The following is a 12,712-nucleotide window of genomic DNA, read 5'->3' as shown; positions in this document are numbered from 1 at the left end:
TCAGACTCCGAATGGAAAGGTGTCTTCCTCCGGGTAGCGTATTGTCGGTACCGGCAATGGTATGACTGGCCGGGTTTCTTCAACCCAGACAAACGCATCGAATTGTTCGGCGAGCACGGCTTCAAAGTAATGGCTATGACGCTCGGTTTGGGCCCGGTAAATGACCCCGATCGCCCGTTCGAGTCGTGTTTCCGAAAGCGCCTCGCGCAGGTGTTCTCGTTCCGGTTCGCGCCAGTCGGTCAGCGAGGCAGCGACTCCGGCCTCAAGAAACTGTTGCTCCCAACTGCCCGTCAGGGACGGGCGTACTTCCTTGATCTGCATTTCACCGTCCCAGTTATCGGCGGCTGCGACCTGGCCATGGTCGGTACCCATGCCGATCAGCACGGCGTTCTGCCCATAGGCAGTACGGCACAACTGGCCGATATTGAATTCGCCGCTCCAGCCCATGGCGGTGGCGGCTGCGTTACCAATATGCGAGTTGTGCGCCCAGACTATGGCTTTGGCAGCCGGGCCGCGATGCTCGAGCAAGGCTTGCAAGGTGTCGAACATATGTCGGTCACGCAGATTCCAGGATGCCACCGAGCCCCGGTACATGGCCCGGTAATACTGCTCGGCGGCACGTATCACCCGGGCATTCTGGGTTGCACTGAAAAAAGCCTCGTCGTCTTCGATAAACCGCCGCAGGCGTTCGGCCAGTAGGCTGTTCAGCTGTTCGACCACGGCTTGCTCGCACGGCATTTTGCCGTTGTGCTCGACGAAACGACCATACCGTGCCGGGTCATCCTGCCAGGGAGACAGGCAGCCATAACGCTGACGTGCCTCCTGCGCCAGAGGCGGATTGTTCTGGTCCAGATAATCCAGTACTTCGCGGATGGAGCTACCCATGCTGTAGACGTCCAGGCCACGAAATTCAGCACGCTGGGCAGGTTCCAGCGCATGGTTGTGAGCGTGCAGCCAGCGGGCGAAGGTTTCTACATCGGTGTTGCGCCACATCCAGGTCGGAAAGCGCAGAAAAGCCTTTTCCTTCCACGCCGACGGGCCCAGCTCTCGTACGCAATGATCGATCTGCCCAGCGTCCGGCCAGTCTGCCTCGACAGCGACAATGTTGAATCCGTGACGCTCAATGAGCCGCTGGGTGATAGCGGCGCGTATGCGGTAGAAATCGCTGGTGCCATGGGTCGCTTCACCGATCAATATGATACGGGCATCACCATAGCGATCGAACAATTCACCCAGGTCTGGGTCGCTCAATTCAGGCAACGGCTCGGCATATTGGCGCAGGACTGCCGGGAGATCATTCCGTGGTTTTTGGGAGCGATTTCCTGGGAGCCGTTGCCGCGATTCCCTGACTGGTGAATTCATTGGACCTGCCTCACGGAACAAGGTGGTGAGCCGGCTTGTACTTGTAATTATGGGCTTCAGTAATAAAGAGACGTTGCCTGTGAGGTCCGTGTTCCGGGCAGGCGACCAACGCGCTCCAGGCGGCTGACAGCCGCCAATGGCTACCCTCCTTAAAGTGATTCGATGCACGTGGCTGCAAATTTTTATGGTAGCAGCTGGCATGGCCAGTGGGGCAGGGCTTGGAGCTGTGGCTTAGCGGGCGCGGTTGTTCAGGGGGCGAATGCTTTTGGAGCGATAATTCTTCTGGTTTTCCAAATCCTGTTTAAACTGGCCAAGTACATGCGCGTCATGGCTTTTTAATCTCAATGACGACCGCCGCGATGCGTTCGCAGTGGGTATAGGCTCCGGCGAGCAACTCTTCGCCAAATACGTCCGGGTCCATTTCGCGGTAATTCCAGAGCATATCGCCTGCGTTCAAGCGCTCTTCGACCGCTGCCTGGAACGGGTCATGGTTGTCGATCATGGCTACGCCGGTGTAAAGCAACAGGCTGCCGCCTGGAGCGAGGCGTTCCAGAGCGCTATCAACGATAGCCAGCGACAGGCTGGCCCCCAGCGGACCACCACCATGGCGATAGGCTCGTTCGCCTGGGTCCACCAGATAAGGCGGGTTGGCCAGAATCAGATCGAAGTCACCGCTGACATTCTGTAACAGATCGCTGTGCCGAACCTCGATAGTGGAAATCCCGGCCAATTCGGCGTTGATACGCGTCAGCTGCAAGGCGTGCGAATTGATATCCACTGCCAGGACCTCTGCTTGCGGGCTTTTCCGCGCTGCCAGGATCGCTCCGGCGCCGGAACCACAGCCGATATCCACGATGCGCTGCGCCGGCCGGTCGCGTTGCTGCAGATGCGCGTCGATGGCTTGGGCAAACCGGTAGGTATCCGGGCCGAAAAATACCGCATTCGCCTGGTTGGTGGGGAAGGCGGAATGCCAGAACTGCTCGCCAGTCAGAGTCGACAGGCGCAGACGGGAGCGCCAATCCGAACCTGCAGCTTCCAGCAAGCCAGCCCTGTCCATCAAGGCGAAAAGCTCGGCCGGTAACAGCGTAGGAGAAAAAGGCCGGCTCCAGCCAAATATGCCGATCAGGTCGCGAGCCGTCTGGTTTTCCGGGCGCTGATTGACTCGTTCATGGGTCAGTGGCGTGGGTGTGACGAAGCGATAGCCCTGAGCTGTCAAGATCCGGGCCAGCTCTATGAGGGAACTGGCCTGCTCATGCATGAGCGCTACCCCGGTTGAACTGCTGGCAGAACAGCCGAGTGGCCAAGAGGCCCGCTGCACTGTCCTGGCAGCGTGGGGACAGCAGCGGAATCAGTCGATTCATATACGCCTGCCGGTCCGTCAGACCGGCAAGTTGCTGATGCAATAGGCGAGCTTCTTCATCAACGTCGCTACCGCTCAGCGGTGGTTGCGATGAGCTTGGCCGATCAGGCAGGCAGCGTGTGTCGGCTGGCCGGGTCGATGAAGCAGGCGAGACCCAATCGCCGGCAATCCAGTCATGAATCAGCTGGCGTTCGTGAGCATTGAACACGCCGAACATCGGTGCGCGTTCTCCTTCGATGAGCTGCCAGAAATGACTTTGCCTTGGATCCTGATGGCGTTTGATCCAGCCTCGTTGCTCCAGCACGGCGAGAAAAGTGGGAATGTCCGCTGGATTGGCCAGCCACTGGTTTACGGTGCGTTCGGCGAAGCGGCAGCGATTGACATGCATCAGATGGCCCAGTGCGCCTTTTTCTTGCAGGAGTTTGATCACTTCTTGCCGTGGATCGAATTCATCGATGACGGAAAGTGTGCTGGCGCCCAGTTGATTCAAGCAGTAGCCATTGCGTATGCGGCGGTAGAAGGTGTCGTCGTCGCCCAGGTGCGGCCAGGCATCGTATACCGCCTGTACGGCCCGGCGGGCATGTCCATTGTGGGCATTGTCCACGGTAATGTGCAGACTGAAATACCGGGGATCGATGCCCAACTCGGCCAGCTCATAAGTGGTGATGAGTAAATGCAGCGGCATTTGCTCGTAGCCCAGATTGAACCCGATGACTTCTGGCAGATAGTGTTCGGCATGTTCTGCCAAGGCCAGCTGGATAGCACCCTGGACAAAATACGGGTCGTCCAGGGCCTGCCAATCTTCACCCACGTGGTTGGCCAGGAGCTGCCGATAAAGCACTACATGGTTCTGTTCTGCCAGGCCTTCTCCCAACTCTTCGAGATAAGTCCGGACCAGGGTGTTGAAACGGGCATCGTTCCAGTGCGCCAGCAAGCCGTAGAGCCAGGCGCCATCGACCAGCTTGGTAGGCGCCACGCCTTTGAGAAAATACTGGGCGTGTGCCTTGTTGTGAAAATAACGCCTTGCAGTTCCATTCTGCCGGCTTTCCAGATAAGCCTGATAACGATGACCGACCTGTGCGGCCTGCTGGCTGCTCCAGGTGGCCAATTGCAGCGGATCGTCCGGCAGGTCGCAGGGGCTATTGGCTGCGGTTTTCAATTGTTCATCCAGATAACTGGCGGCAGCGTTACGTGCTTGTTCGGCAGGCTTGCAAGCAAGCAGGGCGAAATACAAGGCTTTTGCACTTCTGGTCGGAGTTGCTGTGATCGACAAAGCATTCTTTATAGATAGTGCGTGACTGGTCATCGGCAGGCTTCACGAAATGGCGAGAAATATCCTCTGTTCTTCATTCGGTGCAGGGCAGGGCGATAAGTTCGGCGATTACGACGAGATCGGCCAGCGTGGCGGTGACCGGTCATGATAAGGACAAGTGATTCGGATGATGGCCAGGCAGTCGAGGATCCGTACCGCTCGAAGGATTCAGCCGTCGAGCGGTTCTACGTGGTAGGACGGATCAATGCGGGAGAGACGTATATTGGCTGCCGTCGGTGCCTTTCTTCAGCTCATTGCTGTACGGCCGGTTTTGGGTGGCATCCCGATCATCGTGCTTGCGGGCTTCCTGGGCTTCCTGCTGCAGGTTGTTCAACTGATCCCGCGCTTTATCCATCAGTTTTTCTTCCTGACGAGTCGGTGGGAACGCCGCGGCCAGCAGCGCACCGATGGCGATTCCGGTTGCTCCAATCGCCATCGGTTGTTCCCGAAGCATTTTATCGAAGCCTTCTCGGGTACGCTCTGCCCCGTGGCGCAGATGGTCTGCCGCATGATGACCCGATTCGCCGAGCTCATGGCCCATTTGGCTAAGCTTGCTTTTGAGCTCGTTGCTTTTATTGTGGAGCGAGTTTTGTTTATCGGCTTTATCAGTTTTATTGGCATAAGCGGAACTGCCATTGGCCTGATGCTGCTGACCCAGCATCAGCCAGGCCATGCCGATTCCTGTCAGCAAGGTCGGAACCGGATTTTCCTTCACTGTCGTGGTGAGATTGTTGAAAAAATCGCCGCCATTGCCTTTGGCATAACCCAGCACCCTGTCGATGATTTCGCCGGGCGACAGTCTGCTTTCCAGCGCTTCGACTATATGGCTTATTGCAGCGCGCTGCTGGTCGATTTCCCGTTCGAGCGTGGCTGGGTCCTTTTGCGATTCGATATCGATCTGGCTGCGGGTGCTCATGATCCATGCCTCTTGATGGCTTCTTTATCTTTATGAAGCGTATTCATGGTGTGGCTGGGACGTAATGAAGAGGCTTCGAACTTCTTCTTGCCGGCCGACACCATGCTCAGGCCAATGACGGTGACTACCGCGCCGACAATCAAGGCCGCCAGCCACGGTTGCATGACCAGGCTCAAGCCATAGACAGCGGCCATCAGCACCACGATGAAGCCGGCTAGCGCTACCGCTCCACCGACTGCCACGCTGGCCAGACCGGCCTTGGTCGCCTGCAGCGATTCACTGAACTCGGCCTTGAGCAACGCCAGTTCCTTGGTGAACAGCATGGGCACTTCGCGGGTCAGTTGGCGCAGCAGACCGGTGACGGAGTTGTCATGCTCATGCACGGTGCTTGCTGGCGGAGGCGGGAGCTCATTGGCTGGAGTGTCGATTTTACGTTGCTGGCTCATGGACGTATTCCTCCATTCTCCTGGATACCCTGGTTGCTACCGTCCCGATGTAGCGGGCCGTTCGCCCGAGTATCGGTCGCAGAGACACCACTGCTGCCGGTAATGCCTGACCGTTCGCGCAAACCTGGGTCCCCCTCGCGGGTGCTATTCCAGTCAGTAGAGCCGGTATCCATTGCGGTTGTTTGCCCGACAGATGCTGTGGACGGCCAGCTATCCGTGGTGGCAGTAGAAGCGCTGTGGCCACTGGAATATTGGCTGGAAGCCTTGGCGAAGCGGGTCAGGCCGAACCCCAGCGCGATACTACCGGCGATAAACAGCCCCGGATTTTCACGAGCCATGCGCTCTGCATCGTGATAGAGATCGTCTGCTTTTTTGTTGCGCAGGTTCTCTGCCATTTTCACCATGCCCTGCGCTATATCGGATACATACTGCGAAAGGCCGGGGCGATCCTGCTCGAGATCGGCTGCTGCTGCTCTGGCACTTTGCGCGACTCGTTCAAGTTCGCTGGCAGCGCCGCTTCGATAATTATCGAGATTGACTTTATCGTCGTTTTGTTGCTGACCATCTGTCGCCTGGCTTCCTGGGTTTAGTGACTCTTTACGTTGTGTTTCTCCATAACCTTTTGATCGTTCATCGTTTCTTGAACTTGCCAGATCCTGCTCACGATCAAGCGGTTCGGTAGGCAGAGGGTTGTAGTAATCGGTCCCTGATGGCGCTACATAACCCGGAAAATTCTTGTCTTGTTCAGCCATTTTTCCACCTCTTTCATATAGTTATGGAAAAAACACAGTAAAGCGAAACAGTGTTCACGGCCTGTGATTTTCATGCTGTACAAGACAGGTGACCTGACCCTCATCGACCGAGTTCAATGTGGTCCGATGTGCTGTGGCGTCGGCTGAAATAAAAGAAAAAGTGGCGATTGTCTGGAGACCGCCGTGAACAGTCTCCGGGTTGCTTGGCGACTCTCAGGCGGAGAGAAGAGAGATAGTTATGGCCGATTTGCAGCCTACTGTCTGCCAGGTTGCGGCAGGTTGAGGATGTGGCCCTTGATCTTGCCCATGACGTGCATTTCACAGGCATTGCAGTCGAAGGTCAGGGTCAGCACTTCATCCTGATGCACCAATTGCATCGGCGCGACCTTGTTTTGTACGCCCTGCACACCCTTGGCCTGTTTCGGACACAGGTTGAAAGAAAAGCGCAAGCAGTGCTTGGTGATCATCACCGGTACTTCGCCGATTTCCTCATGTGCCTCGTAGGCGGCATCGATCAGTTGCACACCGTAGCGCTGATAAAACGCGCGGGCCTTTTCGTTATACACGTTCGCCAGAAAAGTAAGGTGCGCTTGCGGATATACCGGCGGCGGTACGCTGACGGGCTTGCGACTGCTTCGCGGATAGACTGCCGTACGTGCTGCTGTCAGCGCATCGATGGCTTCGCGGCGCAAGGACTTGAGCTGCGAGTTGGGCACGAAATACACCTGTGGCGCTTCGATTTCTACCGCGTGCGCATAATAAAGGGTGGTCCCCAGCTTGCTCAGCAGATCGCTTAGCTGGGCGTGTGCCTGTTCCGGCTTGTTCGCCAGGCCAAAGGGACCAGCCAGACTGGCCGAGGCGCTGATGCCTTCCTCGCTGGTCACGCTCAGCACCAGTTGCGCTTCGCTCAGCTGGGCATGCCAGCGTACTGCCACCCGGCGTTCGGCCGAGGTTTTCAGCAATGCCTGTTGCCAATTGTGGTCCAGGTTACGGTTCAGCGTCTGTGGCAGCCGCAACTGCTTCAGCGCGGCTGGCATTTCATTCGGTTCGATGCGGTACTGCCAGTGAGGCTTGCCGTCTTCCTCGAACTGAGCGAGCGACTCGACGACACTGGCGCGAAACCCCATCACTTCGCGTTTGTACAATACATTCAGGCCATCGCCATTGCTGAGCGGTTCGCTGGTATGAGCAATGACATCCTTCCTGTTGACCTTGACAATTTCGCCCACCGGCAGGCCGGTAAAGGTCGGTGAATCGAACGCACCAATATTGATCTTGCGCTCACTGACGAAGTAATCCGTGTTGCCACGATGGAAGGTCTTGTCCGGATTCGGCACGAAGAAGTGCTCAGTCAGGCCGCTGGAGGCGCGGGCGAGCTCGGGGCATTCGGTCAGGATGGCATCGAGCTGCTGGCGATAATAGGCCGTGATGTTTTTCACGTAGCCCATGTCCTTGTAGCGGCCTTCGATCTTGAAGGAACGCACGCCAGCATCGACCAGCGCCCGCAGATTGTCGCTCTGGTTGTTGTCCTTCAGCGACAGCAAATGCTTGTCGTAAGCCACCACGCGCCCTTCGTTATCCTTCAGCGTGTAGGGCAGGCGACAGGCTTGCGAGCAGTCCCCCCGGTTGGCGCTGCGCCCGGTCTGCGCATGAGAGATATAGCATTGCCCGGAAAACGCCACGCATAACGCACCATGAATGAAGAACTCGATGGTCGAGTCCACCTGCTCACAGATGGCGCGGACTTCCTGCAGGCCGAGTTCGCGTGCCACGACCAATTGGGAAAAACCGGCATCCGCCAGAAATCTGGCTTTTTCCAGGGTGCGAATGTCAGTCTGCGTACTGGCATGCAGCTCGATGGGCGGAATATCCAGCTCCAGGATGCCCATATCCTGCACGATCAGTGCATCGATCCCGGCCTCGTAAAGCTGCCAGATCAGCGCTCGGGCCGGCTCCAATTCATCGTCATGCAGGATGGTATTGAGGGTGACGAACACGCGGGCGCGAAACAAGTGGGCAAATTCCACCAGCTCGGCAATCTCCGCCACGCTGTTGCCGGCATTGTGCCGCGCACCAAAGCTGGGGCCACCGATATACACGGCATCCGCTCCATGCAGAATGGCTTCCCTGGCAATGGCGACATCGCGGGCGGGGCTGAGCAGTTCCAGATGAGGCTTGGGCAGAGACATGGCGTTGATATCGAAGTGGCACGAGGTCGGCCATTGTAACGGCCTGGGGCTGCTGTGGAGCGTTTACATGACGTGCGTGGTGATTGCCGTAGGGTGGAAAACTCGCGGAGCGATTTTCCACCGGGGGTATCTGGGCATGAAGGATTAGCCTTTGGCTAATCCGTCCTAAGGCCTGCTCGATAGCCTGTTTTTTTAGAAATCCCAGCGGGTGGTCAACATCATGCTGCGGGGTTCACCATAAGCCTTGGTAGAATAATAACCAATATTTGTATAGTAATACTTATCGAACAAATTATTGATGTTGAGTGTAGCGGAAAGTTTATCGGTAAATTGATATTTACTCATTAAGTTGACTAGCCAAAAAGCTTCCTGATGATTCTGTACAGTTCCCTTGACAGGATTGGAAACATCCATCCAGGTTGTCCCCTGATAATTAGCTCCTCCGCCAACTGTTAACTTATTGAAAATACCCGGTAGTCGATAAGTCGTATACAGTTTGAATTGATGCTCAGGCTGTTCTGTCGTTATTTTCTTATTATCGTCATCACGCCGAATGGTCATCCATGTATAACCTGTCTGGATATTCCAACCAGGAGCTATTTCTCCCGAAAGCTCAAGTTCTAATCCTTTGGTTTTAGCTTTTATTCCTTCATAATAGGATTCATTTCTTTCCACATTAAAACCGGCATATTCGGCGCGATTATCTTCGCGAATTTCAAAATAAGCTAGGCTGGCATTCAGACGACCATGAAACCATTCTCCCTTGATACCACCCTCGTAACTATCACCTTCATCCGGCTGGAGTACGCTGCCATTCTGATCTTTATTGCTTGAGGGCAGGAAGATACTGGTATAGCTGGCATACAGTGAAAAATTATCGTTGAGATCGTAAACCACACCGGCAAAAGGCGTAACTTCACCGGTCTTTTTGGCGTAGACATTTCTGCTCAAGCGGTAATTGGTAACCCTGGCGCCCAGTGTAAAGGCAAGGTTATCAGTGGGCTTGAAATGAGCCGTGGAGTATACCGCGCGTTGTAGCGTAAGTTGATCGTTATCACGAACAGGCGATCCCCAATCAGGTCTACGAATATCTCCCGTCCAGTCATAAAAACTTTGATTTTCGACAGGAATTGACCGATAGCGAAAATCATTACCTTGCCAATGGTTACGATAAGCACTAGCACCTACAACCAACTCATGCTGACGTCCAAACAGTTCAAAGGGCCCGCTTGCGTAAATTTCTAACGCTTGGCTTCTGGTTTTACCTCTATATCTTGCTGCATCAAGAGTATTGTCTTCGGGAGACCAAAGCCCAACTGACCCTAATTGAGCATCGTAACCATTAGTTTGATAGGTGTAATAAGTTCTATTAACCCAGCCATTATCAAAGTAATGGTCTAATTGAGTAAAGAATGAGCGGCTGAACTGTTTCCAGGCACTCCAACTAGCTCCGGGGTTAAAAGAACGTGATGTATGGACGTCGTTACCCTCTGCATCAAAAATAGGAACACCTCCCCAACTAGAGCCTGTCGGAATACTTTTGTTGTAGTCAGCACCAAAAGTAAGCATCGTACTGGGCGAAAGATCAACCTCCAAGATTCCATAATAGGCTTTTGTTTGTGTTTTATAGTGATCTTGGAAAGAATGCCTATCTTGAAACGCCCCGACAGCCCGGCCCCGAATAGTAGCACTCTCATTTAAAGGACCACCCATATCCCATTCGGTGCGGTAATTATCCCAACGGCCAGCCTCTGCCGTGGCATGTCCTGAAAATTCATGGGTGGGTTTTTTACGTACCAGGTTGAGGGTTGCTCCAGGTCCACCACTTCCGGTAGTGATACCGCTAGCACCTTTGATGATTTCGATACGATCATAGGCAATCATGTCACTCATGGTATTGCCTGAGGAATATTGAGCTTGTCGCTGAATGGGAATGCCATCATATTGAAAGTTGGTGATACCAAAGCCCCGTGCATAATATTCGGACCGTTCGCTGTCCCGTGAAGTGACTGTGATACCCGGCGTATGCTGCATCACCTTGTCGATGCTGGTGAGGTTGAAGTCATCCATATGTTGGCGGGTAATGACCGTGACAGTCTGGGGCGTCTCTCTAGGAGTCAGTACCAGCTTGGTGGCTGAAGCGATAACGCCGGGCGTATAGGACTTGGTGTTTTCGGTGATGGTGCCGAGCTGGTTATCCACTACGGTCATGGCGTCCAGGCTCATCGTTCCCGCCGACTCGGTCGGTGCCGACGGCTGAATGCTCAGGGCGCCGTTGCTGGTGATGTGTAGCGTCAGGCCGGTACCGCGCAAGGCTTGCTGTATCGCCTGGCTGGCGCTGAGCCGGCCTTGTACGGGGGCAGCTTGGCTACTGTCGACATCGGCCGGGATGAACAGGACCTGCTGGCCGCTCTGTTGGCCGATCCGGATGAGGGTGTTGGCCAGTGGTGCGGCGGGTAGCGCGAAGTCATAGGTCGCATCGGCGGCCTGGAGCGGGCTGTGGATGGCCGCCAGGCTACAGGCGATGGCAAGGGGGCAAGCAATGAAATGGCGCATGGTTTGAACGGGCTCCGGGTCGCAAGTAATGGCGCTCGTTCGAGCGCCTTTATCCGTTGTGTGCGATGAGCCTCTGGATTTTTCAGGGGGCAAGGGAAAATTTTCAAAAAGCAGTCGGGCGCCGGGCAGCCGTTGACGGAATGCCAGCCCCTATCGCGCGTTATGGAAGAGAACCGGGCCTGGTTCAGGCGTGCTCGATGCGAGTCCACCACCCCAGGTAACGTGCTATGCGCAGGGGCAGGATATCCGCCAGAGCCTGTAGGGCTTTTTCGCTATCGTCCAGGTTGAACACGCCGGAAATCCGCAACTCGGCTGCATTCTCGGCGACTTGCAGTACGCCTGGGTGATAGGGGCGCAGGCGCTCGATGACGGTTTTCAACGACTGGTCGTGGACTTCCAGCAAGCCACGGCTCCAGGCGGCAGGATCGACCGGCGAGGCCGGCAGGATATGCAAGCCGTTCGCATCCAGTTGCGCGCCCTGGCCAGCCATGAGTTGCACGTCCTCCCCAAGGGAATATAGGGTACTTTCACCTTCCAGCATCCACAGGTGTGCGGCTTTGTCCCGTATCTCCAGCAGGCAGCGACCCGCCGACAGCCGCGCCTCGCCATAACGGCACGCCAGGCGGAACGGTCGTTCCTGTGCCGGCGCTTCGGCTATCAGGCTACCTTCGATCAGGGTCACGCTGCGCATGGTTTCGCTGAGCTCGACGTCAATGGCCGTTTCGGCGTTCAGCAGCAGGCGGGAACCATCGGCAAGCACAAGGTGCTGACGTTCGGCGGTGGCTGTCCGGAAATCGGCGTTCCAACCGGACAACGGCATCCCCGGCCGGCTCAGCAGGTGCGCGCAGGTCGCCATGCCGCCCAGGGCGAGCGCTCCGCGCAGCAAGCTCCGTCGGCTGGTACGTGGCGCTTGCAACGCTTGGCGCGTGGCCGGGCCGGAAAGGGGCGACAATCTTTGTTGCAGGCGTTGCTGAAGGCTGTTCCAGGCTTCGCCATGGCCGGGGTCCGCTTCCAGCCAGCGTTGGAAACGCTGCTGGTCGACCGTATCGAAAGCCCCCGAACTGCGGCGGGCATGCCACTCGATGGCTTGCTCGATAGCGGCTGGTAGCGGGCTCATGTGTCCATCCGGTAGCACGCCTTCAGCCCCTGCACCACGTATTGATGTACTCGCGTGACCGAAACGCCTAGTTCTTCGGCAATCGATGCATAGGTGCGGCCATCGATCTGGCTGTAGAGAAAGGCGGCTCGCGCCTTGCTCGAAAGCCCGCCGAGCAGGCGGTCCACCTCCAGCAGGCTCTCCATCACCAGATAATGTTCCTCGGCCGAAGGCGCCACGGGATAGTCCTCGGCGGCCAGGGCGTCGAGGTAGGCCTGCTCCAGGTCGCGGCGGCGCCAACTGGCGAAAATCAGTCGCTTGGCGATGGTGGTGAGCAAGGCGCGTGGCTCGCGAATGGACTGCGGGTTGGGCAAGGCAACGACCTGAGCGAATGTTTCCGCCGCCATGTCGGCCGCGTCGTGCCGGCAGCCAAGCCGTCTGCGCAGACGTTCGAACAGCCAACCATGGTGCTCGCCAAACAGGCGGTGCAATAGCTGATTGTGCAGGCTCAAATGTTTGTCTACGGGCGGGATGGAGGGCATCGATGGACGTTCAGATGTTAATTCTGGTTAACAATAATTATTCTCATCGATGTTGGCAATGGCATGCTGTCGAGCAGAAACGGTGGCGGATGAGCAAGGCGTTATCCACTCTACGGAAACCAAACTTCGGGGTAGGGTGGAAAACTCGCGGAGCGATTTTCCACCGGGGATATCCGGGCTA

The 12,712-nt window shown here is 56.3% G+C and carries 9 protein-coding genes and 1 pseudogene; all 10 read right to left on the bottom strand.

Going from position 1 to position 12,712, the window contains the following annotated elements:
• Positions 1-1,362, bottom strand: coding sequence for an erythromycin esterase family protein (locus FHR87_RS00390; RefSeq protein ID WP_183164719.1), 1,362 nt, complete (start codon positions 1,360-1,362; stop codon positions 1-3).
• 325 nt (positions 1,363-1,687) lie between these two features.
• Positions 1,688-2,620: a methyltransferase gene (locus FHR87_RS00385; RefSeq protein WP_183164718.1), complete on the bottom strand. Its 933-nt coding sequence runs from the start codon at positions 2,618-2,620 to the stop codon at positions 1,688-1,690.
• Complete coding sequence (locus FHR87_RS00380; protein ID WP_183165103.1) at positions 2,613-4,034, bottom strand: iron-containing redox enzyme family protein; 1,422 nt, start codon at positions 4,032-4,034, stop codon at positions 2,613-2,615. Before FHR87_RS00380 ends, FHR87_RS00385 begins: the two co-directional genes overlap by 8 nt.
• 202 nt (positions 4,035-4,236) lie before the next feature.
• Positions 4,237-4,950 (bottom strand): DUF3618 domain-containing protein, encoded by a 714-nt coding sequence (locus tag FHR87_RS00375; protein WP_183164717.1) that lies wholly within the window; start codon positions 4,948-4,950, stop codon positions 4,237-4,239.
• Positions 4,947-5,396: a phage holin family protein gene (locus FHR87_RS00370; protein ID WP_183164716.1), complete on the bottom strand. Its 450-nt coding sequence runs from the start codon at positions 5,394-5,396 to the stop codon at positions 4,947-4,949. The genes FHR87_RS00375 and FHR87_RS00370 overlap by 4 nt, the downstream gene beginning before the upstream one ends.
• Positions 5,393-6,148 (bottom strand): hypothetical protein, encoded by a 756-nt coding sequence (locus FHR87_RS00365; RefSeq protein ID WP_183164715.1) that lies wholly within the window; start codon positions 6,146-6,148, stop codon positions 5,393-5,395. The genes FHR87_RS00370 and FHR87_RS00365 overlap by 4 nt, the downstream gene beginning before the upstream one ends.
• Before the next feature lie 263 nt (positions 6,149-6,411).
• Positions 6,412-8,337 (bottom strand): annotated as a pseudogene (locus FHR87_RS00360) (peptidase U32 family protein); the annotation flags it as partial.
• Between the two features lie 192 nt (positions 8,338-8,529).
• A complete protein-coding gene (locus tag FHR87_RS00355; RefSeq protein WP_183164713.1) occupies positions 8,530-10,893 on the bottom strand; it encodes a TonB-dependent siderophore receptor in 2,364 nt (787 codons plus the stop codon).
• Positions 10,894-11,077: 184 nt separating this feature from the next.
• On the bottom strand, positions 11,078-12,010 hold the full coding sequence (locus tag FHR87_RS00350) for a DUF4880 domain-containing protein (protein ID WP_183164712.1): 933 nt from the start codon (positions 12,008-12,010) through the stop codon (positions 11,078-11,080).
• Positions 12,007-12,501 carry a sigma-70 family RNA polymerase sigma factor gene (locus FHR87_RS00345; RefSeq protein WP_420826712.1) on the bottom strand — a complete coding sequence of 165 codons (495 nt, stop codon included), beginning with the start codon at positions 12,499-12,501 and terminating at the stop codon, positions 12,007-12,009. The genes FHR87_RS00350 and FHR87_RS00345 overlap by 4 nt, the downstream gene beginning before the upstream one ends.
• Positions 12,502-12,712: the final 211 nt, after the last annotated feature.

Source organism: Azomonas macrocytogenes (genome assembly GCF_014191985.1).
Classification (GTDB): Bacteria; Pseudomonadota; Gammaproteobacteria; order Pseudomonadales; family Pseudomonadaceae; genus Azomonas; species Azomonas macrocytogenes.
The sequence above is the reverse complement of the archived record's forward strand: the minus strand, read 5'-3'. Positions and strand labels throughout refer to the sequence as shown.

What these genes read in the sequence shown, in the direction of transcription:
- FHR87_RS00390 (WP_183164719.1), bottom strand. Translation starts at nt 1,362, where the DNA reads ATGAATTCACCAGTCAGGGAATCGCGGCAACGGCTCCCAGGAAATCGC.
- FHR87_RS00385 (WP_183164718.1), bottom strand. Translation starts at nt 2,620, where the DNA reads ATGCATGAGCAGGCCAGTTCCCTCATAGAGCTGGCCCGGATCTTGACA.
- FHR87_RS00375 (WP_183164717.1), bottom strand. Translation starts at nt 4,950, where the DNA reads ATGAGCACCCGCAGCCAGATCGATATCGAATCGCAAAAGGACCCAGCC.
- FHR87_RS00370 (WP_183164716.1), bottom strand. Translation starts at nt 5,396, where the DNA reads ATGAGCCAGCAACGTAAAATCGACACTCCAGCCAATGAGCTCCCGCCT.
- FHR87_RS00365 (WP_183164715.1), bottom strand. Translation starts at nt 6,148, where the DNA reads ATGGCTGAACAAGACAAGAATTTTCCGGGTTATGTAGCGCCATCAGGG.
- FHR87_RS00355 (WP_183164713.1), bottom strand. Translation starts at nt 10,893, where the DNA reads ATGCGCCATTTCATTGCTTGCCCCCTTGCCATCGCCTGTAGCCTGGCG.
- FHR87_RS00350 (WP_183164712.1), bottom strand. Translation starts at nt 12,010, where the DNA reads ATGAGCCCGCTACCAGCCGCTATCGAGCAAGCCATCGAGTGGCATGCC.